The sequence below is a fragment of the Acidovorax sp. FG60 genome, from assembly GCF_057808995.1.
Genome location: NZ_JBMDJC010000019.1, coordinates 1 through 22,081 on the forward strand (window position 1 = coordinate 1; position 22,081 = coordinate 22,081).

Genomic DNA, 22,081 nt, shown 5'->3' on the forward strand with positions numbered 1-22,081 from the left:
CGCCAGTGCTAGCTTTGCGTACCGTCACTTATTGCACTGAAAACGAGGAGACCCCAAGGCACTAAGTACGGAGTATAGGAATCCGAAGGGGTCCGCACTGGCTGCGGACTCGTCAGGCATCCTGGTGTCCAGCCACAAACTCAACAAAGGGCCTCCGACAGACAAAACAATGGTCCCAAATTGGAACTCTCGCACGATCTTCTTAAAAGGTTTTGCTACTTTGTTCATTTTGACATCCAGAAGTTGTTTTTTGGGATGAATTGACGGCGTTTCCAGTGGAACGACGGCAGATGCTCAAGCTCACTGTCCGAGCAAGGCCTTCCAATCAGCCTCGGACTGCGGAGGCTTGAACGTGCTGTACCGGCCCTTGTCGTTCACGAAGATCAGAGGGAGCCTGTCAATTCCCGACTCGACGGCCATCCTGGAGTTCTTGTCGATGGCGAAGACGCCCTTACCAAGCGTTGCCTTGACCACGGCATCGTTTCGCAGACGGTTCTTGTCCACAAAGGACGCCTTCTCGCCGTCACGAAGCCACTCCGCGAGCCAAGGGAGCATCCGCGTGGTGCCAGCAGCGCCCATGAGGACGGCCTGCGCGCCGACGTTGATTTCCTTCTGGGCATCGGAGACAAGTGCCATGTCCACCCCTGCCTTGCTCTTCGCAGCGGTATAGCGCTGCAGCAGTTCACTGAGGAACTGACGCCCCTGAGGCTGCCCGAGATCCAACACAAGGACAATTCGACGGCTGCCCGTACCGGGCGCGAGCTCGGCCTTCTCCAGCAGCGCAGGCGACATTGTGTTGCCGGCCTGCTCTCTCATGAACGTGCTGCCGAGGTCCTTGCCCTCTTTCATGTCCACCACGGAGCCCACGACGGCGTAGCGGCCCGAGGTATCCGAGTAGAGAACTAGGCGCTCGGGCTTTCGCTGCCCGTTGGCTGGGTTCTCTATCATGGCTTCATAGACAACCGCCTTCAGCCCTTTGATCGGTGTATCCAGGGTAGAAAGCAGCCGGATGTCGCTCACCTTCCCGACGGCCGAGTTCGAGAGCAGCTTCTCCAACTGCTCGACCTTGTTGATCCAGGCGTCGTCCACCGCAACATCTGGTGGAGTCTCGATCTTCAGCTTCTGGCCCCCGAAAGAAGGAAGCGAGGTGGCCACGACAGCCACTGCGAGCGATATGGTGGTGATGAGTTTTTTCACAGTTCAGGCCTTGATGGATTGGCTGATAAGGCCGTTGAGCAATCCGAAGAACAGTTCTGCCCGCGCTGCCGCGTCTTCCGGCGTCACGACGAACTGGCCCAGGACGCCGAGGGAGGGGGTTTTCAAAACCTCATAGCGGCCAGCCGCGTCAAGCCACTGTTCGATTTGCGCCAAGGTCTGCTTCTGGCGCATCACCACCAGCGCCTTCCCGGCATCGCCATAGCGAGAGACGACCCCTTCGATGTCGGCGAGCGAAGGGCTATTCCCCTTGGCCTGCATCAGCTCAAGCGCATCCGCATCGAATTTCGCCATCGTGCCGGGTGCCAGCTTCCCCAGCGCAACCCTGGCCGACATCAGCGTGATTTCTGCCTGGCTGGATGCATTCAGGATCACAGGGTTCACGACAAAGCTGAGCGTGCGCGGCAGTGACTCGGCCCATTGCGCGATGCCGGCGTGGTATCGCTGGCATGCCGGGCACGCGTAGCTGATGAACTCCCGGACGCGCAACTTGTCATTGGCGACCGGATTGCGCAGCACCTTGTATGGCTTGGTACCGCCCACATCGGGCATCGACGCTTTCTGGGCAAGCGCAGCGACAGGCAGCGCTGCAGCGAGACCCAGCAAGGCCCTGCGCGTGGGAGAAGAAGGGTTAGGTTCCAACTGCACGATTTGCTCCTTCAAATGATGTGACCCCGCGCGCGACTTCTCGCACTGCGGCGGTCTCCAGGGTTCGGTAGTAGGGCTGCGCTTCGGCGGCCTTGCGCAGTGCGTGAATGTCAGACGCTTCGATCGCAATCCGCACCGCCGGCGTCGCCGTGAACATTTCGATGACAGCCTTGCGGCTGCGGTAGCCCGCGATGCAGTGTTCACATCCCGCAGCATGCGCGCGATAGATGAGCGAAGGGGCCTCGACCCCATGACGCACCAGGTGCGATCGCTCAAAATCATCCGGCTCATAGGGCTCCCGGCAGTGTTCACAGAGAATCGGGATAAGCCGCTGTGCACAGACCGCGCCCAGTCCCGCCGCCAGCGCGTTCGGATTGACCTGGAGGTCTAGAAGCCGCGACAGCGTGATCACTGCGCTGTTCGTATGCAATGTCGAGAGCACGAGGTGGCCAGTGAGCGCGGCCTGGACAGCAACACTCGCCGTCTCTCCATCGCGGATTTCCCCGACCAGGATGACGTCCGGGTCCTGGCGGAGCATGGAGCGCAGGGCCTGCGCGAAACCCATCTTCAGGTTGACTTCCGACTGGCAGATCCCGTCGAGTTGGTACTCCACTGGGTCCTCGACCGTGTTGATCTTGTTCAAGGGGGTTCGCAGGGTCAGGATGATTCCGTACAAGGTCGTCGTCTTTCCCGACCCCGTGGGCCCGGTCACCAAAAAGAGACCTTGAGGCTTGGAAATGACCTCGCGCATCGCTTCCTTGATATCGGCATCCATCTCGATCGCATCGAGAGTCTGGAGGTTCTTGGCGCCGTCCAGCACGCGGCAGACGATCGAATCACCGTGGGTGGTAGGCAGAATCGAGATCCGCAGGTCCACCACTTTTCCGGACTCCAACGACTTGAATCGGATCTTTCCATCGTGTGGCAGTTGGCGTTCCACCATCGAGAATCGCGCCTTCATTCGGATCTTGTCGTTGAAGCTGGACGCCATCTCCAGACTCACTCTCCGAACTTCCTGCAGATCTCCGTTGTGGCGGAACCGGACGATCATCTCCGTCTCGAACCACTCGAAATGGATATCGGATACTTCGTGATCGATGGCGATCGACATGAGCTTGTTCAACAGGTCCACCGCTGGAGCATCGCTATTGGACGTAGAGATGAACTGCAGCGGCTGTTCGTCTACTTCCCGGACGCGCCGCGTCGCTGTAGCTTGTTCCATGACTTCACAACCTTCTGTACGTAGATGAGCTTGGCGGCCGGTTTTCCGTTGGGCCCGGTGTTGTATGACCCAATCGCCTCGTTGGTAAAGCCAAACTGGCGGATGTTCTGGGCCAGGATCCACGCGCCTACCTGAGCATTGATGCATGGGTCATACAGGTCCGGCTCGGTGATTCCAAATTTCGCAAGCGTCCCCAGCCACACGGAGTTCACCTGCATAAGCCCGTGGTCCGTGGTTCCGTTTTTGTTGCTGTTGACCGCCGCAGGATTGAAGTTCGACTCGGTCTTCGCAATGGCCACAAGCCACTCGTGTGGAACTTGCTGGTAGGCGGCCGCGCTGCGCAGACACTCGTCAATCCTGGCCCAGGCCACGGGTGCCACGAAGAGGATCCCGCACGCGAGCATCGCGCTAGCGAGTTTTTTCATGGTTCACCCGCGAGCGCGAGAGGTCGGCGGACTTCGCCACTACGGCGTCCCGAATCTTCCTAGTGAAGAATGGGTCCGAGAAGTCCACCATGCCGAGCTTTGAGATCTGCTGTGGCGAGAGTAGGCCGGAGTAGTTCGGATTCACCTCGGCATACTGACCTTCATCCAGCAGCCCGATATGCTTCGCGGCCAACAGCACGCGATCTACGATCAGGTCTTCCGACAGCATGCCCTGGGACACCACGACGTGCTTGTCAGGGGGCGCCACCAGGACAGTTGCCGGGTACACAGAAACCTGCATTACCTTGCTGTGCCCGGCGTCCGGCAGGACCTCGTCGTCTGGCCTCATGTCAAAGATGGGACCGCCCTGCTTGGTGATGAAAATGACATAGAGCCCATGCTCCTTGGCCATGCGCTTGACGATGGGGTACTGCCTCTCACAGAAGCTGCACTCCGCGTCCAGGAACACCCAGAGCCCGGCCCTGTCCGACAGCTGGCGCATATAGTGCGCTTTGTTCTGGTTGATCTGGCGGTAGAAGTCCGACCGCATCGCGCTGCTGATGGGGAAGCGATTTGTTTCGTCGAGCGCAGCATCCAGAACAGCGCGCTCCTGGAACTTGTGAGAGAAGTTTGTCGCCTTGTCCACCATTACACGGGTGACGTAGCGGTACTTGTCCATCTTGGCGTCGGTAGGGTCGTCGATCGCATCTTCCATGACCTTGGAGTAGTTCTGTTGGAACCATTTGACCGAGAAGGTGGATGGGCCAGGTTGCGGCGCCGCTGCCGGGCTGGAAGCAGCCTTGGCGGGTACGGCGGCAACCGGCGGTGGTGGCTTCTGCTCCTTCTCCTTCGGCGCCGGGGGGTCCGGCTGCTGTTCGTACCAGAACCAGCCGCGGGCCTTGTCAGTCAGAAAAGGCTGATCGGCCGCGGACACGAAGCTCGCGGTCACCAGCATTGCCGCCGGTAACAAATAGGGTAGTAAACGCATGGATCATTGCTGACAAACGAATTCGTAGTCTACCGCAATTGTTACGCTTATCAAATGTTGTACTTGAATTAGTCTTTCTGCATCTCTGTCCAACTTTGTTACTGATCGCGCTGCAGCAACCTGATTTCCTGCCGCACGCGCGCCCATCAGCTCGCTCACTCGCTTGTACAGCTGACCATAGTAGGCGCGAGCCTGCGGGGTGCCCTCAAAGAACCCTGTTTTCCAAAGGACGCCCCGCAGCGCCATCAGCTGCGACGATCTTCCGCTCAAGGTGTTCACCAGTTTTTTCAGATATCGGCGAAGCTCAGGATCGGCAGCCACCTGTTCAGACCGGTGCTGCAGCACTCCCACCACATAGCGATACGCCGCGTCAGCGTTCCCATAGCCGGCCGCCAAGCGATAGCCCTCCAGCGTCGGCCCGTCCGTTACTTGGAGCACGTGCTCGCGCAACAAGGAGTAGATGTACCCCATCTTGAACGCCAGCTGACCGCGGAACGTGCCGATCTGGACCTTTGCAAGCGCATCGGCAACCTCCTGCTCGGTAACCTGCTCGCCAGCCACCCAGCGGCTGTAGACCAGGAACAGCAGGTTGTACTGCGCCTGCGGAACGCCCTGCCGTGCTGACTCCTCTAGCGCGGACTGCAGCGAGCGCATCGGCAAGTCAAGCTGGCCCGTGTAGATATTCTCGGCATGGATCAGCAGGTGAGCAGGTTCCCGGCGAGAAATCCCGTCAAGCCAGGCGAGGCGATTCTTCCTGTCCTGAGCGCGCGAGAGACCGCAAAGAGGGTGGGTTGCCTCCTGCCTCCCACCTATCCGGTCCGTCGGTATCCCCGTCTGAGCGTTCGCGCTACTGGCCGGGCCCAGGGCTAGGCCCAGAGTTGCCGCCGCCGCCATACCGCTCAAACAACGGCACGTTCTCAAGATTCGTCTGACCAATCCGATGCTCATCATGCGTTCCCTCATCGACGTCGCGCCGCCGGGCCCGGCGCTGCTTTCTCCGCCGCCGCTGCCGGGCGACGTACTCCTCATCGTCCTCATCCCCATCGAACGCCTTCTTCAAGGCCACGATGGCTACTGCGATCACGATCAAGATCAATGCGCCCACAACTTCCACACGTCCTCCTACTTTTCCGCTGGTTTGCAAGCTGCATACGATGAAGGCATCTTCGATTTGTCATTCGGGTCGTAGCAGTTCTCGAACTGATCTACAGCGCGGGACATGTCGAGCAGCTCAGAACTGTTTTCCTTGAGCAGATCAACGGTCTTGACCGCAGGCACTGTGCGATCGATGTCAGCGGTGGAGTCTTCGATGGCGAGCGAGCGGCTCAGATCAATTTCATTGCCTTGCACCCCGTAGCGCGACTCCGGGCTTTGCGGGTTGATGAGTCCAGACTCGATCAAGGAATCGGTCCACTCCGTCAAATCGACCTGCGCCCAGTCCACCTGGCCCAGCTCCTGAGGCGTGAACCCGCTGCAGTTCACAGAACACCCCTGAACCTGGTACCCCGAACGGCCAGGAATCAACCCTTTCCGCAAGATCTCTGTCGCGATCACTCGCGCTGCAATGGACTTGTAGCAGCAGTACAAATCACGTTTCTGGATGCAGCCCAGAAATGCTACTTTCTTAGAGCAACAAGTCCCCGCGAACGAACACAATCGCCATTTTTCATTTGCCGCCCACTCGTACTCCGGCGTCTTACAGGCAAAGATGATCTGAACGATAAGGCGGAAGATCAAGTACGAATTCATCGCCAATTCAAACCCGGGAGTGAGCGTGATGACCTTGTCCGGACCGACCATGAAGATGGCATTCGCCAGCTCTGGACTGATTGCATTCACAAACTCAAAAGCACGCTTCATCAGCTCCTGCTGGAAGCTCTTCAACGCACTGCCGAACTTCCCGAAGTAGGACTGAGCTGCTGGGAGCTTCGTGACTCCATCGGCCGCGGCTTCCGCAGGAATGGTGGTGGACGAACCCGATGCCCCAAAGAATCGATCGAGACCGCTGCTCACCGGCTTTACGATGGAGTCGTTGATGAAGGCCGAGCCCTTGTCATAGAGATCGTGAAACGGCGCAGTGATCTGATCGGAAACCTCTCCGTAGAAGCGCCCAGCGTTGTTGTAGACATCCTTGATCCCAGTGTTGGCAAGGTAGCTTTGGGTGATCGAGTTCTCGCCGATCTTCTTGACGATGTAGTAGCCCTGCAGGTACTGCATCCAGTTGGGTGCCTCGTTCTTCACGTCCTTTCGGGCCTGACGGCAGCAGTTCCCATCTACCAGTGCCACATCGGTGATCACCTTCCCGCTACCAACGGTATAGGAGCAGTAGTACTGTTTCCCGCCAAAAATGGACAGCGTGCAGGTTTCCGTGAGCGATGCAGGCGGTTTTCCAGTCTCCGCGCACACCATGTCGTACTTCATCATGTTGAGCGCTTCCATGCCGCTGGCTGCTGTCGCGAAGTCAGCTTTGGACGAGCCTGTCAGATTGGGCCGCGTGCACTCGGTGCCTACGCACCGCAACGTTCCCTGACAAACATCAACCTGGTTCTCGGTGTCGGTGGTCCAGTTTCCCGGAGCCTGCTCCCCGCAGTCGAATGCCTTGTTTTCCACATAGCAAATCCCCGAGAACAAGCCGACGAACCGCTGGTCCGCGCAGACGCTGAACGCCGGCAGCGGGCGGCACTGGGAGAGCTTCTTTCCGTCGACGTTTTCCGCGTATGCGCAGTTGCTCTGGTAGACCTTGTCGCCCTCCGTGATTTCGTCAAACTGGACTCCCTCGCCTTCCATCTTCCCGCACTGCAGCAGCGGGCCGCCCTTGGCTCCCCAGCACATCTTGTCCAGGCCGAACCAGTCTTCACTGTCGCTCGCATTTGGAGCTGATGGGCCTGCCTCGGCGTAGTCCGGGAAGGACGCGGAACCCTTGAGCCAAGGGCTCAGCATGTCAATGAATCCCGAAGTCGCCAGCCCGTGGCCAAACGTCACCGAACCACTCGTCACGGTCGAGCGTTGGTCCGTGCACGCCATAGTCGGCTTTTTGCATAGGTTGTCGCTAACCATCTTGAGGTAGTCGTTGCAACCGGTGATTTCATTCACCGTGACCATTTGCAAGGCGGCAGCGAACTCAACTTCGGTGCGCGAGCTGTCTGCGGTGGCGCTGACAGCTGGGAGCCAGCCATCCGAAGGGCGACCAAAGTGGCTTGCGTTCGCCGTGCCCCCGAGCATTCGGATGCGGCTCACGCCCGTCTTCTTGGGGTCACCTCCGAAAGGAGAGTGGATGTATTCAACGTAGTAGCCCTCCTCCGGCTCGGTATTGCAATCCGGGCAGTCAAGAGCGGGCGACAGAACCGGGAATCTCGCGATGTTCGCGACGGCACCCTGCACAGGGACAGGGTCCCTGCGGTACGTGAACTGGCCCGTCGGCTTCCCGAGCGCGTCCAGCACTGGCAGCTTGACCTTGTTCCACCCACGGACTCGCAGATAGACATGATCCCCAACCTCAGCGAGTCCAAACTGGCGCTGCATGCCAGAGCATCCGTTCGGAGTGAAGGCCTCTTTGATGATCTTCTCGCAGTTGTTGACCTGCTCCCGGTTGTATGGCTTCCCGCCGTTCTGCGTGAAGCTGCCGTCGCTGATCCGATTGCAAGAGTTGACCAGCTCCATGGCTTTCGTGCCAGAGGACGCGTTCATCTTTCCCACCATCTGCGCCTGAAGCCCAGTGTCGCTGGAGTGGTCGTTCCGTGCTGTGTTCGCGATCGCGTCGTTGACCCACTTGTGCCCAGTGTTTGCGGCCGTGTCCTGCCGGCGATCGTCATACATTTCGAGCACTGATGCACCGCGCTCACCAGGACACCAGTTGATCACGTCCCCGCCTCGCGATGGGATTGCGCATGTCGTCGGGGGATCTGGCATGCATCCGGATGGCGGAGGCTCGTAGTAGTTCACCTCCGTCCGGTACAAGTCCGCAAGCAAGATCACCTCGCTGGTTCCCTGGGGAACCGACGTGGTGATGACCGACGTCCACTTGTCCTTTGCCGTCCCGTAGCTCGCTACATGCTGCGTGGCATCCAGCATTGCACCATTGACCACGAAGAAAAGCCTGTGGTTGTATGTGAAGTAGTTGTACTTCGTGCCTGCTGAAAATGGCGTGTACTCGTACCGAATCGCATGTCCCTCGTCGACTTGGTCCTGCCAGGTACTGGCGCTCGCGCCGAGGGTCGGCAGCTGCAGACGCACTTGGCCTTGCGAGTAGGTCGAGGCCTTCGTGTCCACGTCGAACAAAGGCTCCTGGACGCACTCAGCGTTCGGATTTCCGTTGCGAAAGCACGCCTTCTTCTCGGGGGCACCCACCACAGCCCGCTTCTCGGTTTCTTGGAAGGTGATGCGGTAGATCCGGTGATTGGCATCGGCCGCGCGAGCTGAGCTTGTCTGCTGCTTGTAGAGCGACACGAACTCGGTCCTCCGGCACCCATCCTTGCGACGGTTGCGAGAGTTCTGTTTCGTCAAAGCCTCAAGCTTTGTGGGGTCGGCATACGTGTCCTTCCCCATCTGTGACATCTCGTTCGCCTCAGTCTGGTTAAAGTTTGGAAAAAGCTCGTTGACATTGACCTTTCTCCCCGTGCTGCTGGTCGATGTCACACCATCCTGAGCACGGTTGTAGTCCGCATTCGGGTTGGGCATCAGCGCATCCAGTGACTGCGAGGCCATGTCCTGCCCTGACTGGGCGCTGTCCAGCGTTGCGGCCTTCGAGGCGGGCGCAAACTGGGTGGACCACTTGGTCGAAGCCGCGCGATCAAGGCTGACCTCACCCGCCGTCGGCGCTCGGTAGATCGCGGAACCTGCCAACGGCGTGACGTTCGGCGAGGTCGGCCCTGGAAGCGTTGCAGGTTGGTCAATCCAGCCTGTGACGTTTCGTTCTTTGGTCGTAGCAGCATCGAGCGCGGACTGCTCCATCCGCGTGGTCACGGCCTGGGCAAGGGCGCCAACGCTGTAGTTGAACCCGAGAACGGCTATCAGGATTCTTCCGGTGAGTTTGAGCCACATGGTTTAGGGAGCGGGGGTAATACCGAAACAGCAGTCGGTGTATTGAAAGATCATGTAGGAGTGGTCTTCGCCGGTGGCGGGAACGTTGCGCCACATGCCCCACAAGGGGGTAGGCAGGCCCGTCGGGTGCGTACAGGTTCCTCGACCATGGGGCCGGTCGATCATTCGTACGGTGGCACCGTTTCCGCTCGCACCAGGAATGGTGTTGTACTCGGGTGATGGAGCGACCATCTGCCAGCGGAACGCATCCTTACGCATGATGGGCTGCACCTTGCGCTCGCAGATGTTCGACCCACCGACGGTGCCGCGCAGCAGCCCGAGGCGGTGCATCAGGGCCATCGAGCGCGCAGCGATCAGCGAGGAAAAGCGGACGGTGTCCGAGGTACTGCTTGACTCGTCAAAGCCCGTCATTGGATAGAGCATCCCCCACTGCCCTGCTGCCCAGTGCAGATAGTTCAAGGGCTTGTCATTAACGATGGTGCTCATCGAGTCGATCGGCATGGTGGCCAGCGCGCTCACGGTGCCAAGGAACATGCTTTCAGGGTTCATGAAAGCCGCGTATCGCCCCACAACATCGTTCCAGTTCGGAAACAGCGGACTCATGTTGATGACGTCGAAGTCCAGCAATCCGTCGGGCGCGCAGGCGTTCTCATCGAGCAGCCGCATCATGTAAATCAGAGGCGCGCTGTATGCGACCCAGTTGTAGAAGCCGTTGCTGCGGTCGGCCCGGCCGGTGTTACTTCCAGAACCGAACCAGCCAATGCTGGGCATGGACGCACGCGTTCCCCCAAGCGAGGCAAAACACATGGGCTGGCGTGTGACGTCGATGACCTTGGCTGGAGCCCAGAATCCCACGGAGAACCCAATCTTCGGAAACTGGCCTTTCGAAATGTCCCCACCGCACTTGCACAGTGGGCTCTTGTAGGCGTCCTCGGGAACCCCGCTCTTTCCGGAGATCATCGTGGCACCTGCGATGCGGATGGGGAACATGCCGCTCCAACACACGTCAGTGAACATGTTCTTGAGCATCGAGTAGTTGTTGCACATCGTGCTGCGGGCCTCGGCCCAGGCGCTCGATGTGGCGGCCAACAGCACGGCGAACGCCACGCACCGGAAAAGGTATGAAAGCATCTTGCTCATGGCCGATCCCCCGGCCGAACGTACTGGATCACCAGTTCCTGCCCCTCCGGCCGTACGAGCGCTGGAACGGCCTCTACACCGAACGCGCCCGACATCCAGTCATAGAGCGGGTATACCGGGGCGCCGATCTCTTGCTGAAGACGTGGGACCTCTGCCGAAGACACAAAGAAGACGTCCACGCTCTGGGCGCCGTACTGCTTCACCCATGACCGCGCCAGAGCGATCTGGCTCGCGTCCTGGCCGTTGATCACGACCACGGTCCGGTCGAACTTCGAATGCGCCAGCGGATTGACCAAGCCACCTGCAGGTGCGAGCACCTTGTACCTTCCCTGCTCCACCACCACCACGTCCTGCTGGACCGCAACGCGGGGCGAGTGCCGGATGCGTCTAGTCTCTCCAGTCGTCGGGAGCATGGACTGAGCTCGAACCTCGCCCCTAGAGGCCTTGTCGGCAAGTTTCGCCTGGATGCCGGCCCAGTCCAGCTTTGAGCCCTCCTTCTGGATTACGTCCAGCACGTCAGGTTCTGCGATGGTGTACATCGGCCCGATTTGCAATGGTCCGCGCTTGCGGACGTTCTCCACAGCGCCAAACAAGCTGATTTCTCCGCGTGATTCAAACCAGCTCTCCTTGTCCTTGACCAGGAACACGGGCACGGCTTGCGCCTCGACCTGGCGGAAGACGTTTGGATCCACGTCGATCAGAACGTACTCTGATGCGGGGTCGGGGAAGTGAGCTCTGAAGCCCGCGATGGTCCGGCCCAACTGGCGCGGTTCGAACCCGCGTACCGCAAAACGAACCTTCTCCGCGCCATACTCGTGCGCCTGGGCGAACAGCGCCCGTAGCGCACCGGCAGGCATCGAGGAAGAGATCAACACCACGATTTCTTCGGTGCCCTCAAGGTTGCGCTCGCGCTCCGCAATGTAGGGCTGCATGGGCGCAGAGAACTGCGACGCGGCCATTCGAGCCGTTTCCTCAAAAGAGGGGTTTCGCGTATCCGACGATGCGAGACTGCTCAACAGGCCCAAAGTAGCGGCTATCAAGGCTTTCCTTCTCGGTGCCATACGCAAACCAGGTGCCTTCTGGCACTTTGTACTTCGCATCAAAATCCCCAACAGTTTTTCCAGAAATCGACTTGGCCAGCCACAGTCGGTCGTAGGCCCAAGGCACCCCACGCATATACAGCTCGGTCCCCGCGATCTCCACCAGCTCGCCGGGTAGCGCCGCCACGATCTTGACGGCGCGTTGCCCTTCTCGGGCCCCGACTCCAAGGTTGGTAGCCGGATAGCTGAAGACCGCGTAGTCGCCGCGCTTCGGCGCGCGGATGGGTTTGCGGTAGTCCAGGAAGTACACGTAGGACGGCAGACAGCTTGGGAATCCCAACAACCTCTGCACATCGAATCCAAGGCGGAACGGGGACGCAAGGATTGAGCCGCCGATGGCGCCGGTGATAGCCGAAAGCGCGAGCGTCCAGCGGATGTACGACCCAGCCGTTCTACTCACGGCTTTTCCCCCGGAGAATCACCTCTGCCTCTTCGGGTGGAAGCCCACCGCGGGTGACGCGCTCCATCACCTCTCCTTGCCACTGCTTCTCGCGCGCACCGAGGAACTTGCAGTCCCGACCCGGCAGGAGCGCATCTCTTGCCTGCAGCGAGGCCTTGTGCTGAAACTCCGACCAGGACGAGTCACTGGCGTTGAACATGCGCGCGATCTCCACTGGCATGTCCACGACCGCGAGCAGTCGCTCGAGCCTCGCGCATTCATCCTTCTCGTTGAAGACGGCCGCCGCCCAAAGACCCGTGAGGACGACCGCAACGAAAACAATTGTTCGACCCAACATGTTTACCCTTTCAGCCGTACTCGGCGATGTAGTCGTTCACAGCGTCGACTGCAGGTTTGCCGCTATCGATGTCGGCCATGACCTGGCTACGCTCCCGTCCTTTGGTGGAGAAGAGGACCTGCGAGAAGCGATCGGTGATCAAGCGAAAAATCCCGATCCCCGAGGAGCAGATCACCATGAACTCGGAGTACTTGCCGAGTACCGTGTGCACGGAACCCATTTGCTGGAAGACGTTTGCGCCCAGGACGAGCTGTTTGGAGTCTTGGATGCGGGCAATTGACTCAGGGTTCTGCTTCATCACGATCTTGAAGTCGGAGTTCGTGGCAATGGCACGGCCCGAAGCCGACTCGTATAGGTCCGCAATATCTTGGGTGATCAAGATCCCGCATCCTTCGTACTTGCGGAATCGACGCCATGCGTCTTCGAGGAACCGCGCCACAATGGGATCCTTTAGGAGGTCCCAGGCCTCGTCGAGCAGCAGGATCAAGGGCCGAGACTTGCCGGCCAGGTACATCTCGTGCTGAATCGCCGAGATCACCTGCATCAGAACCACCTGTTGGAGGACTTTGTTGGACTTGAGCTCTTCGAGCTCCAACACGACGAAGTCCTTCGAAAGGTCAACGTTCGCGCGCCCGTTGAACCAGGAGCCCATAGAGCCCTGCTTTGTGAACGAGAAGAGTTGAGCGCCAATGTCACTGATGCGAGGGTCGTCCTGCTCCAGGAAGTAGGTGGCGACGTCGTCGATGGTCGAGGCATTCCCGTGGGACCCCCACACCGCCTTGATTCCCTGCTCAACTGACGACCGCTGGAAGTCTTCGAAGCCCTTCACAGGCGCCGCCATCTTCTCGATCAGTGCGCCAATGAGGGTCACCTCGTCATCGATCTTGACAACGTTCGTGAATGGGTTCAAGCAGATCCCAGAGTCGGCCCGAAAGTCAATGAACTCGCCCTTGTAGGCCTTGCACTGCTTGTAGTAGCTTCGGCCGACGTCGATGGTCCAGACTTTGGCGCCCGCGGCCAGGTAGTCGCTGACCACTTGCTGGGCCCAGAACGACTTGCCGGCACCTGATCCAGCAAATACCACGGCGTTGTAGTTTGCAGAGCCCGAGTAAAAGTCCAGAGTGCCCACCTGCCCACGGCGCGTCGCGTAGAGCATCGCGGCCTTGTCACGCTCCGTGCCCTTCCACTCGCCCATCAGGGGGGCCAGTGCCAGCGCATGGCTAACGCCCATGGTCGAGTACCGAAACAGATTCTTGACCGACTCTGCGGTAGGCGCCAGCGGAAGCAGGTTGGTGAATGCAGGGAGCACAATTCCCTTCTCTTCCTGCATGGTGATGTTGAGCGAGTCGTAGTAAGTTGCCAGCGCTGCCGTAGCGCCCGAAAGTAGTTCGCTGTCTGAATGGATCAGCGCGACACCGAGGCTCGCCTCGATGACGGGCTCACCGCGTTCGATGCAGTCCATCACGATGTCCATGCTGTTTTTCTTCGCAGCGAGGCGAGGAATGAACTTCAGCAATGGGCCAAAGGCTTGGTAGCTCGCGATGACCGATTTGGTCTTCATGTCGGACTTCTTCTTCGCCTGGTCCGGAAAATGAATGGAGAGCGAGAGAAGGTACGGGCACCGCAACTGGTTGTTGTTGCCGAGGTAGTCGCCCAGCATCATGTAGCCCAGCGCGAGGCTGGCGCTCTTGGGGAGGGCTTTCACCCCCAACACTCGGATGTCGGTCGCTTCGTTCAGCACCAGTCTGTCAAGCTCGGTGTCCAGGCGGTCCCCTGGCTTGAAGCACTGCTCGTCAAGCGTGAGGTTGTCGACCACTTCGATGTTCTGTGCACCCTCCCCCGACCTATAGAGCGAGGCAATCAGGTCGACATAGTCCTTGCCGCGCATCGGCCGCCCGAAGATGCCTGCGGCACGCAGACTATCCTCGTACTTCAGCTTCACGTCGCACAGAAACTTGGCTTCCTTTTCGGTCGGGTTCAGGCCCGCGATTGGAATCTTGAGGCTGATGATCAGGCGCCGATCGTGCATGAGCTGGCCTGAGCTTGGGAGCAGCGGCTCCTTCGCGCCAGCCTCGATGAACGCTGCGCGACGCGATGACACCTCCAGCAACGTGCGTTGCGTGTCGGAGCTCTCCACGCGATGCATACCCTCCGCCTTGACCTTCAGGTAAGACGTCGTGTACTGCTTGATGTGAGGGAGGCCGATCATGCTGAACTGCAGGAACGAGCCGGCCGGGAGTTGCAGAGACGATGCGTTCGCCAACATGTCCGCAGTCTGGTCGTCCGCACCAACCATGGGCGCAGATTCCCAGCAAACGCCGAGGTATCCCCCGCGGCACTGAAAGACATAGTTGTCAGAGTCGTATGCCAGGACCGGGATGTGGACGGATGGTCGGTTTCGCTTGGCCATCTAGCGGTCTCCCAGGACTGCCTTCACCACATCGCCTGTGGCGTCAAAGACTTCCAGAGTCTCCGGCGCAGCCAGGATCAGCGGCTTGTTAACCACCAAGTAGCCCTGGTCAGCCAGTGACTTGGAGGCACGTTGGATTCGGTCGGAAAGCTGGGCCGCGTCGCTGATGCCGGCAGACCCAATGCCACCGCTCTTGAAAATTTCGTCGCTCACTTTCCGGATGTCGATCGTTGCGATCTTGAGCTCCGGCGCTGCGTGATCCTGGTTCATCCGCGTGTATCCAAAGTACACGGACACAGACACCACCACGTACACCGCCAGTGCAATGGCGATCGATTTGACTACTTCCATGTGCGTCCCCTAGAACAACAGATTCACGCGGCCAGCGAGCCACTCATTCACTGATTGAAGAGCGGTGGGCAGGGAGCGACCCCGCTTCACAACGACAGGGCGAGCACCCGCGAAGTGTTTTTCAGCAACGTCCTCGATCACTGCCACTTCGTCAATCAGCTTCATCTCGAGGGCGACGTCAGTGGTCCAGACTTCACCACCATCAATATCGGCGGCTGGGGAGAGCTTTCTTCGTTCCCGGACCTCCGAAGAGAATCTGGCGCCCAATGTCTTCACGATCTGCATGGCCTTCTCCTCGTTGGCCGCAGTCGAAGGGATGTAGGGATTCAGCATCGCCTTGTAGGGACCCGATGCGTAGGCCTTGTAGGTAACGCCAACCTTGTTGAGGAGGTCCGAGAAGTTTCCGTTCATCAGAACCGCCCCAATCGAGCCCACCAGCGAGTACGGACCTGCCGCAATGACAGAGCCTTCCAGGGCGATCATGTAGCCGGCGGACGCGCACAGCCGCTCACATACGGCAACCACTTTCTTCTCGGGGAACTCGCGAGCCACCGACGCGATGCGATGTTTGATCCTCACTGCGTGATTGGGGTCTCCACCAGGCGAGTCGATGGCGAGAATGATCCCGCTCTTCGACGAGGCCATAGCGCGCTCAATTTGGCGATGCAGGCTGTCAATGTCGAGTGCCGGGCCGATCTCGCCCGTGATTCGGACGACTGGCACGACGTTTTTATCGTCCTTCTCTCCGCTGAACAAGATCAGTACGCAGAGCGTGAGTACCACCGCCACTACAGCGCCCCAGGCGAGGCGGCGCATCGTCTTCCAGCGTGCGTTCGCCCGCAGATCGCGGGAGGCGAGTTCGTAGTAGGTATCCATTGGAGTTTTCATTTCCGCAGCACCCCTGGTTCGCGATCGCCGCGAATCTGCACAAATGGCACGGAGGTTCCGCCGCTCCTGATCTCCTTCTCACCAACCTCCCAGCGGCGCTTCGAGATTTCGACGAAGGTGTAGCGCGCCCAGTGAAGGTTGTCCGCCTCATCAATCCACGGTGCAATCCAGATCCGCGCTACCTCCGATCCCGACCGCAGGGGGCGAACAGCCCTGTCGCCCGGCACCTTGACGGCTGTGGCGTCAATCAGGCCGCGTGTCTCCTTGCTGGCCCTTGTGTCCTGGTTGAATCGCACAACGTCGCTGGAGCTGGCCTTCCAGCTCTTCGGCGTGCGGCCCATGCGTACCTCGGACGAAATTCCATGGGTCGCCTCATAGACCTCGATCGGCGTCGGGCATCCCTCCTCCTTCTTGCAGGCGAACTCGGTCTCGCCGACGTTGAAGGTGGACGCGCAGCCGACGGTGGCTACCGAAGCAACGATCAATGCTGCGCCCAGGCCAATTCGATGGAGTTTGTTCTGTTCTGTCACTTGAGTGCTCCCAGGGTATTTCGTATTGCGGAATTGATGTCGTCGCTCAGCGACTCTGGCTTGGAACTTTCTTTTTCCGGGGTGCCAAAAGCTGCGCCGGACTGCCAGACAGGCTGCGCCTGGGGTTGCTTCGCAGGATCTTTTTGCGCCGCGGTTTCTCCACCCTTCGGCTGCGATGTCGGCCGGTGCAGCGCGGTTCTCACCGCACCATCGCCTGAGTCGGCGGCGATTCGGTTCAGCGAGGTCGATCCTTTGAGCGGGAGGGGTACGCCCTGGCTCACGACCACCGTGACCACTTCGCCCGCAGCCACGTCGATGACCGGGAACGTCTCTTCCGCGAGCTTCAAATAGTGCTTTGCGATGGCATTGGCGGTCTGGGAGAACCCGCCAGCAACGCCGCTTTGAAGCACTTGGCCCATGCTCTCGTCCTCGTAGATCGAGCCGGCACCAGGTGCCAGGTTGAGGGCGGGCACTCTTGACCTTTGGAGTGGGGACGCAAGTCCAGAGATGGTGCCGCCGAGGAGAGCATTTGCGATCAGCTGGCCCTGCTTGCTGGTAAGGCGGCCCGCAACACCTACTTGGCCATCTGATCCGACGATGTAGGCAGACAAGGGCGTCTCCAGGACACCGCCGTCAGGGCGCACGCAGGTCAGTGCCTCGCCGCGAAGAATCACGCGCTCAGTGGCCATCTGCCCGTAGCCGGAGGCGAGCAAAAAGCAGTCGCGCACGTCGATGGAGGCGAAGTTCGCAAGGATCGCCTCGCGCTTCACGCGGAACACCATAGGAATCGGGTTCTTTTGTGTCGCGGCCGACGTGGGCATGGACGCGCCGGTGAGCATCACCGCCGTGAACATAGAGCCCACGGGCATGAACACGTTCTGCGCCTTCTTCGCGTCAAAAGCGGCTTCAAACGCCTGCGCTTTCTCTTCCTTCACCTTCTTGAAGTCGAAGCTTTGGCCACTTGAATCGGTGATATTGATCTGGCGCGGCTGCACACTTGCGGCTGGCTGCGCTGGTTTTTCCGCGGCACTGGCTGGCGGCACGGCTGGGGCCGGGGCGCCGATTGGTCCGGCCCCAGCCAGAGGACGCGGCAAAGGTGGCGCGAGTGGTGGCGCAGCCTTGAGATCGAGAGTTTCGCGCTTGACATTGAACTCCGGCACCCGTTCAGCTGGAGCGTCCCGTTCGCGATCAGGCGAATCGCCATGTTTTGCACGACTCTGTGGCTTCTCAAGTTCGGAAACCCGCTGATTGAGCGTCTCCATGGAGCTCTGCTGCTTTTCAGCGATCTTTGTCAGGTCGGAGAGGCTCTTACGGACTGAGTTCATGTCCGAGGTGAATTGCTCAACGCCTGTGAGCCCGCCCTCGCGATAGATAGTCACCTCGGGCTTCTTCAGGGAAGGGCTCTTCTGCTTCTTCTTGTCGCCCCAGACCGCCATCAGAAGTGCAACGCCAAAGAGAACGATGACGGCAGCGGTGATGTAGAGAACGCGCTTGGCCTTCAGCTTGTCAATTTCCATGCTGGGCTCCCGTCACTTCGAGGTGCGGCGACCAGCAGGCCGCTCTTCGGAAGCAAAGTCCTTGCTGAAGTCCGTCGCCTTCTCGCTGATCAGAAAAGCGTACGTGAACTCCCCAGGTTGAAGCGAGACATGCGGAAAGAAGGTGATAGCCTTGATGCCCTCGCGGTAGAACGCTCCCTCGTTCATGTCGATGGGGGCAGTCCCTTCGTTCGTGAGCTTGTAGCGATAGATGTCCAGGTAGCTGCCCTGCATGACGAAGTTCGGCACGATGCGCACGTCATCAATGCGTGCTTCGCCTACCTCCAGTGGCACGGGCGAGAAGCCAGGGACGTTCCCTCGAATTGCACCTACCACCAACGAGGCCAGCATCGCCTCGAAGTCGTTGGAAGCAGGCTTCACCATGGGGCCAACATCTGGCACGAGCGAAAGCTGCCTGACGGACCGGAAGTTCTCCAGCTTGACCAGCAAGTTCTGGCCCGGGATACCCGCCCTTGGGACTATCGTCAGGCTGATGGTCTGGGTCGGGTTGCCCTTGTCAAAGATGTAGATCCCGATGGGGTCGACACCAGAGGGGAGGTAATACACCTCGCTGCCCGTGATCTTGTGTTTCTCGGATTTCGGGTCGGTAATATCAACCACGATGGGATCCTCGAACGGAGTCGAGATTCGATTCAGAAAATCCGACGAGAGCGTCACCATCTCGTTCACGCCCACCCGTGTGTGCAGGACAAATGGCTTGAATTGTGGATCGTCGGGTTTCAAGCCCGGAAGGCGAATATCGCGGACTTCTGGGGGCGGGGCCATTCCCGCGCGGGTGCGCAGGTCGGCAGCGGCCTTCAACGCTTCGCTGGGCGCGCCGCGTTGGATGACCGTTTGCTTCGACTCCCCCTTGACCGAGACTGCACCTTCTTTCGCCGGAGCCTTCGCCTCCTCGCCTGGGCCTGTTTGAGCGAATGACGTGTTTGCAAAGGCACTGAGAATCAGCGCGGCAAAGGCAGTCCACAATTTTCTGTTGCTATTGAACATGGGCATTAATCGACCTTGATTGCTGGTTTTTCTTTCAACTCGGTTTGAATCGCCTCCTTCAGGTTGCGCACGGGCAGATCGCGCTGCACGATAATTCCCTGAGCGTCGATTTCATTGGCTGCCTGGGCCTCTGGAGTTTCTTCTCGGCGTTGCACGGGCTGTCGTGCCGGTTCAATGTCCTCGATCTTGTTCTTCGCTTTCCCCATGAGAATGGTGAGACTCTGTGGAATATTTCCTACATAAGACGTGAAATGCGTAATCCAAGGTCGCCCATCGGAAATTGCGACGGTTAGCTCATAGACAATATTCCGCGTCTTATCTACGCCTGCTCCTTTTGTCCGCAGTGTCCCAATCACGAACACCCGATCAGTCTCCTTTTCATAGTGGACTTGACTAGGTGAGAAGTCGGTGCTTACTGCAGCTGCATTCAGGACTGGATCCTTGATTACTTCAAGTGCTTGCTTGCGGAACTCGCCAAATATCGCTGGCGAGACAAAAGTTGACATCGTGTCGATAATTCCGGGCGCGGAGAGTGGCTGGAGATTTGCGACTTGGTTCACAAAGAATAGTCCGAAAGCCTTCTTGTATTCGGCATTTGCCGCCCTGGAACCAATCTCCGCCCCTTGCGTCATTTGAGGAGGGATCACACGCGTGACAACTTCTCGTGAGGAGTAGGAGAACATAAATATCACTGAGGCCATGGCGAGCAGCACGTTCGTGGCAAGCGAACCGGCCAGTGCGAACTGCATCCAGCTCAGGTTTTGTGCGTATTTTTTGAAATCCATTTTTAGTCGTCGAATCGTCGATTGAGGCCGCTGTCGTGAACCGAGTTCATCCGAATCAGCCCGGGCCACCACAGCATATGAAACAATAGACCTCGCATATTCGATCCCTTGACACGTGCGAATGCTTTTGTGAAAGCTATCGACGCCACGATGGCAAGGAATGTCATATCCCAGAGATAGAGAATCACAAAAATTGTGAGGGCCGGAATAAATTCATCGGCCTCCCAGAAGAGGATATGCGGAGGATCGTCGACGATCGCGGATGGGATATCGATAGTTCTCATTGCAGAATTGCCCTTATCTCGATCACTGGGTTATCTGTAGCCATTACCTTCATTCCAGCCACAACGAACTTCCCGCGCTGATAGCCCGCTGCCAGGAACTTGGGCAAGACCTGCTCCGCCCATGCCTTGTCGATGCCCTCAAGGTCGGTCTCTGTCGCGACGACGAAATCCACCAAGTAGCGTTCCGCGTCTTTTGGCAGGAGCGATGTGGTTTTGACGCCTTGAAGGTCCGCCTCGCCATGGCGTACGGCAACGCGCGCGATCTGCTTCGTCGACAACGCAGCCGAACCGACGGATGCCTTCCCAGGCTTGGTTCTCACGTAACGCACGGGCTTGTCCCAGACGACGATGGCGAGGTCATCGACGCGGTCGGCGTTTCGTGGCCCATAGACCGGCGCGCCCTCCATGTCCGCAAGCCGGTAGGCCTCTTGCCGTGCCGGCAGCGGGGCCGAGCATCCGGCGACCAGCGAGCAAACCGGGATCAGGATGGCCGCAGCCTTCCAGCAGTGGGTAACAAACATGTCTTGCAAGGAGGATTGGTGCATTTGGTGCGTTATGTTACGCCATTCAGCAGCCAGACACCAAGAACAATTTTGTTATCACCTCTGTTTTTCGCGTTTGTTGCGTCAAAACGTATAATTGTTTTGTTACTTTCACCTAAACAAGGAGCCTTCATGCGCCCTGCCTTGCCTGTTCTTTTAGCGTTCTGCGCCGTTGCGCTGACGGGTTGTGCGACGGCACCCGCCCCTTGCTTGTCCTTTGGGGACCAGCACCGCATTTATCGAGCCGAGGCCTCGGGCGTGTACGACGCGTCGGCACGAGCAGCAGTTCTCAAGAAGATCGGCTGCGAGATCCCGGATCCCCAAGCAAGGGTGTCGCGCCTGGAAGGAAGGCCTGAGCTGGTTGCAAGCGACTCCATCCCGCAAATCAACTCATGGTTTGGCAACTCCCAGGATGCGGCCGCGTGGGCGGCTGGCTACGCCGCGCGTCATCGAAGCGCGGAAGTCAGCCGCGCGCTTGCTCAGGCCTTCGAGCGCAACGAGCGCCCGACAGCCACCGCGCTCTACGCAATGGCCCTGAATCAAGGCAGCGTGGAATCTGCTCATGACCTAGCCTTCGCCTACCTTCACGGCTGGGACGGACAGGCCAAAAGCCCATGGGCGGCGTACTACTGGTACCACCACGGTGCGATGCGAGGCATTCCCGAGAGCCTCAAAGCATGTGTCGCGCTGGAGGAGACCTTGTACGCAGCAACACCCGCATACGTCACGCCTTGCAAGACCATCGCCGCAGGAGGCCTCAAGTGAAGAAGCTTCCACTTCGCCTGCGTCCGGCCTGGCGCACCTACGTTCTGAACATCGGCTGCTCACTCGCCTTTCTGGCACTGGCCCTCTACGTGGGCCTTGACACGTGGTCATCGCCCGTGGTGCAAGAAACGGTCGTGTACTGGCTCAATGGCCTCGCTCTGCTGGCCGCTGGACCTGCCCTGTATTGGCGCTATTCCCACCTCTACGTCCTGGAGGATGGCCGTGTCACCTCGCGAAAGGGCATCTTCAGCGTGAGCACGACCACCGTGATGTTGCGGGACGTGCGGTCTGTGAACATGACTCAGTCGCTCATCGGCCGAATCTTCGATGTCGGCACCCTCACCTTCAACACCGCCGCGGCCGACGAACCCGACGTGCTGTTCGATGACATCTACACGCCAAGAACGGTGATGCAGCTAGCCCAGCGTTGCATCGCCTCTCCCGGAAAAACGTCCACCGACTGAGGAA

General features: G+C 59.2%; 23 protein-coding genes. 2 read left to right on the forward strand and 21 right to left on the reverse strand.

Annotated features, from left to right (window positions below):
• Positions 1–300 precede the first annotated feature (300 nt).
• From ACODS0_RS21885 to ACODS0_RS21985, 21 genes are all read right to left on the reverse strand, one after another.
• Positions 301–1,197: a hypothetical protein gene (locus ACODS0_RS21885; RefSeq protein WP_431153350.1), complete on the reverse strand. Its 897-nt coding sequence runs from the start codon at positions 1,195–1,197 to the stop codon at positions 301–303.
• 3 nt (positions 1,198–1,200) lie between these two features.
• Positions 1,201–1,863 (reverse strand): thioredoxin domain-containing protein, encoded by a 663-nt coding sequence (locus ACODS0_RS21890; RefSeq protein ID WP_147433318.1) that lies wholly within the window; start codon positions 1,861–1,863, stop codon positions 1,201–1,203.
• Positions 1,847–3,085, reverse strand: coding sequence for a GspE/PulE family protein (locus ACODS0_RS21895; RefSeq protein ID WP_431153349.1), 1,239 nt, complete (start codon positions 3,083–3,085; stop codon positions 1,847–1,849). Before ACODS0_RS21895 ends, ACODS0_RS21890 begins: the two co-directional genes overlap by 17 nt.
• The gene (locus ACODS0_RS21900) at positions 3,046–3,510 is read right to left on the reverse strand and encodes a lytic transglycosylase domain-containing protein (protein WP_431153348.1); all 465 of its coding nucleotides are present in this window, start codon (positions 3,508–3,510) and stop codon (positions 3,046–3,048) included. Before ACODS0_RS21900 ends, ACODS0_RS21895 begins: the two co-directional genes overlap by 40 nt.
• A complete protein-coding gene (locus ACODS0_RS21905; RefSeq protein WP_431153347.1) occupies positions 3,494–4,498 on the reverse strand; it encodes a conjugal transfer protein TraF in 1,005 nt (334 codons plus the stop codon). The genes ACODS0_RS21900 and ACODS0_RS21905 overlap by 17 nt, the downstream gene beginning before the upstream one ends.
• A gap of 3 nt (positions 4,499–4,501) precedes the next feature.
• The gene (locus ACODS0_RS21910; protein ID WP_431153346.1) at positions 4,502–5,152 is read right to left on the reverse strand and encodes a hypothetical protein; all 651 of its coding nucleotides are present in this window, start codon (positions 5,150–5,152) and stop codon (positions 4,502–4,504) included.
• A gap of 193 nt (positions 5,153–5,345) precedes the next feature.
• Positions 5,346–5,612: a hypothetical protein gene (locus tag ACODS0_RS21915; RefSeq protein ID WP_121423113.1), complete on the reverse strand. Its 267-nt coding sequence runs from the start codon at positions 5,610–5,612 to the stop codon at positions 5,346–5,348.
• Between the two features lie 8 nt (positions 5,613–5,620).
• Positions 5,621–9,538: a conjugal transfer protein TraN gene (traN, locus tag ACODS0_RS21920; protein WP_488837149.1), complete on the reverse strand. Its 3,918-nt coding sequence runs from the start codon at positions 9,536–9,538 to the stop codon at positions 5,621–5,623.
• 3 nt (positions 9,539–9,541) lie between these two features.
• Positions 9,542–10,678, reverse strand: coding sequence for a TraU family protein (locus ACODS0_RS21925; RefSeq protein ID WP_431153344.1), 1,137 nt, complete (start codon positions 10,676–10,678; stop codon positions 9,542–9,544).
• Positions 10,675–11,637 (reverse strand): TrbC family F-type conjugative pilus assembly protein, encoded by a 963-nt coding sequence (locus tag ACODS0_RS21930; protein WP_488837151.1) that lies wholly within the window; start codon positions 11,635–11,637, stop codon positions 10,675–10,677. Before ACODS0_RS21930 ends, ACODS0_RS21925 begins: the two co-directional genes overlap by 4 nt.
• A gap of 13 nt (positions 11,638–11,650) precedes the next feature.
• On the reverse strand, positions 11,651–12,028 hold the full coding sequence (gene lepB / locus ACODS0_RS21935) for a signal peptidase I (RefSeq protein WP_431153342.1): 378 nt from the start codon (positions 12,026–12,028) through the stop codon (positions 11,651–11,653).
• A gap of 142 nt (positions 12,029–12,170) precedes the next feature.
• Positions 12,171–12,515, reverse strand: a complete 345-nt coding sequence (locus ACODS0_RS21940; RefSeq protein ID WP_121423110.1) for a hypothetical protein — start codon at positions 12,513–12,515, stop codon at positions 12,171–12,173.
• Positions 12,516–12,525: 10 nt separating this feature from the next.
• Entirely contained in the window at positions 12,526–14,925 is a 2,400-nt protein-coding gene (traC, locus tag ACODS0_RS21945; protein ID WP_431153341.1) for a type IV secretion system protein TraC, read from the reverse strand.
• Positions 14,926–15,276, reverse strand: a complete 351-nt coding sequence (locus ACODS0_RS21950) for a hypothetical protein (protein WP_431153340.1) — start codon at positions 15,274–15,276, stop codon at positions 14,926–14,928.
• Between the two features lie 9 nt (positions 15,277–15,285).
• Positions 15,286–16,152, reverse strand: a complete 867-nt coding sequence (locus tag ACODS0_RS21955; protein ID WP_431153339.1) for a S49 family peptidase — start codon at positions 16,150–16,152, stop codon at positions 15,286–15,288.
• An 8-nt stretch (positions 16,153–16,160) separates the two neighbouring features.
• Positions 16,161–16,694 (reverse strand): type IV conjugative transfer system lipoprotein TraV, encoded by a 534-nt coding sequence (traV, locus tag ACODS0_RS21960; protein WP_431153338.1) that lies wholly within the window; start codon positions 16,692–16,694, stop codon positions 16,161–16,163.
• Entirely contained in the window at positions 16,691–18,211 is a 1,521-nt protein-coding gene (locus ACODS0_RS21965) for a TraB/TrbI/VirB10 family type IV secretion system protein (protein WP_431153337.1), read from the reverse strand. Before ACODS0_RS21965 ends, traV begins: the two co-directional genes overlap by 4 nt.
• 12 nt (positions 18,212–18,223) lie before the next feature.
• A complete protein-coding gene (locus ACODS0_RS21970; protein WP_431153336.1) occupies positions 18,224–19,237 on the reverse strand; it encodes a hypothetical protein in 1,014 nt (337 codons plus the stop codon).
• 5 nt (positions 19,238–19,242) lie between these two features.
• On the reverse strand, positions 19,243–20,022 hold the full coding sequence (locus ACODS0_RS21975; protein ID WP_431153335.1) for a TraE/TraK family type IV conjugative transfer system protein: 780 nt from the start codon (positions 20,020–20,022) through the stop codon (positions 19,243–19,245).
• 2 nt (positions 20,023–20,024) lie between these two features.
• Positions 20,025–20,306 carry a type IV conjugative transfer system protein TraL gene (gene traL, locus ACODS0_RS21980; protein ID WP_055400059.1) on the reverse strand — a complete coding sequence of 94 codons (282 nt, stop codon included), beginning with the start codon at positions 20,304–20,306 and terminating at the stop codon, positions 20,025–20,027.
• Positions 20,303–20,827: a hypothetical protein gene (locus ACODS0_RS21985; protein WP_431173717.1), complete on the reverse strand. Its 525-nt coding sequence runs from the start codon at positions 20,825–20,827 to the stop codon at positions 20,303–20,305. The genes traL and ACODS0_RS21985 overlap by 4 nt, the downstream gene beginning before the upstream one ends.
• 153 nt (positions 20,828–20,980) lie before the next feature.
• Here ACODS0_RS21985 and ACODS0_RS21990 point away from each other — a divergent pair, with 153 nt between their 5' ends.
• Together ACODS0_RS21990 and ACODS0_RS21995 are read left to right on the forward strand one after the other, a co-directional pair.
• Positions 20,981–21,613 (forward strand): SEL1-like repeat protein, encoded by a 633-nt coding sequence (locus ACODS0_RS21990; RefSeq protein ID WP_431153333.1) that lies wholly within the window; start codon positions 20,981–20,983, stop codon positions 21,611–21,613.
• Entirely contained in the window at positions 21,610–22,077 is a 468-nt protein-coding gene (locus ACODS0_RS21995; RefSeq protein ID WP_055400053.1) for a PH domain-containing protein, read from the forward strand. The genes ACODS0_RS21990 and ACODS0_RS21995 overlap by 4 nt, the downstream gene beginning before the upstream one ends.
• Positions 22,078–22,081 lie beyond the last annotated feature (4 nt).

What these genes read in the sequence shown, in the direction of transcription:
- ACODS0_RS21940 (WP_121423110.1), bottom strand. Translation starts at nt 12,515, where the DNA reads ATGTTGGGTCGAACAATTGTTTTCGTTGCGGTCGTCCTCACGGGTCTT.
- ACODS0_RS21950 (WP_431153340.1), bottom strand. Translation starts at nt 15,276, where the DNA reads ATGGAAGTAGTCAAATCGATCGCCATTGCACTGGCGGTGTACGTGGTG.
- ACODS0_RS21895 (WP_431153349.1), bottom strand. Translation starts at nt 3,085, where the DNA reads ATGGAACAAGCTACAGCGACGCGGCGCGTCCGGGAAGTAGACGAACAG.
- ACODS0_RS21930 (WP_488837151.1), bottom strand. Translation starts at nt 11,637, where the DNA reads ATGGCCGCGTCGCAGTTCTCTGCGCCCATGCAGCCCTACATTGCGGAG.
- ACODS0_RS21905 (WP_431153347.1), bottom strand. Translation starts at nt 4,498, where the DNA reads ATGCGTTTACTACCCTATTTGTTACCGGCGGCAATGCTGGTGACCGCG.
- traL (WP_055400059.1), bottom strand. Translation starts at nt 20,306, where the DNA reads ATGAGAACTATCGATATCCCATCCGCGATCGTCGACGATCCTCCGCAT.
- ACODS0_RS21910 (WP_431153346.1), bottom strand. Translation starts at nt 5,152, where the DNA reads ATGCGCTCGCTGCAGTCCGCGCTAGAGGAGTCAGCACGGCAGGGCGTT.
- ACODS0_RS21965 (WP_431153337.1), bottom strand. Translation starts at nt 18,211, where the DNA reads ATGGAAATTGACAAGCTGAAGGCCAAGCGCGTTCTCTACATCACCGCT.
- ACODS0_RS21925 (WP_431153344.1), bottom strand. Translation starts at nt 10,678, where the DNA reads ATGAGCAAGATGCTTTCATACCTTTTCCGGTGCGTGGCGTTCGCCGTG.
- ACODS0_RS21985 (WP_431173717.1), bottom strand. Translation starts at nt 20,827, where the DNA reads ATGTTTGTTACCCACTGCTGGAAGGCTGCGGCCATCCTGATCCCGGTT.
- traN (WP_488837149.1), bottom strand. Translation starts at nt 9,538, where the DNA reads ATGTGGCTCAAACTCACCGGAAGAATCCTGATAGCCGTTCTCGGGTTC.
- ACODS0_RS21990 (WP_431153333.1), top strand. Translation starts at nt 20,981, where the DNA reads ATGCGCCCTGCCTTGCCTGTTCTTTTAGCGTTCTGCGCCGTTGCGCTG.
- ACODS0_RS21900 (WP_431153348.1), bottom strand. Translation starts at nt 3,510, where the DNA reads ATGAAAAAACTCGCTAGCGCGATGCTCGCGTGCGGGATCCTCTTCGTG.
- ACODS0_RS21955 (WP_431153339.1), bottom strand. Translation starts at nt 16,152, where the DNA reads ATGGATACCTACTACGAACTCGCCTCCCGCGATCTGCGGGCGAACGCA.
- traC (WP_431153341.1), bottom strand. Translation starts at nt 14,925, where the DNA reads ATGGCCAAGCGAAACCGACCATCCGTCCACATCCCGGTCCTGGCATAC.
- ACODS0_RS21975 (WP_431153335.1), bottom strand. Translation starts at nt 20,022, where the DNA reads ATGGATTTCAAAAAATACGCACAAAACCTGAGCTGGATGCAGTTCGCA.
- ACODS0_RS21970 (WP_431153336.1), bottom strand. Translation starts at nt 19,237, where the DNA reads ATGTTCAATAGCAACAGAAAATTGTGGACTGCCTTTGCCGCGCTGATT.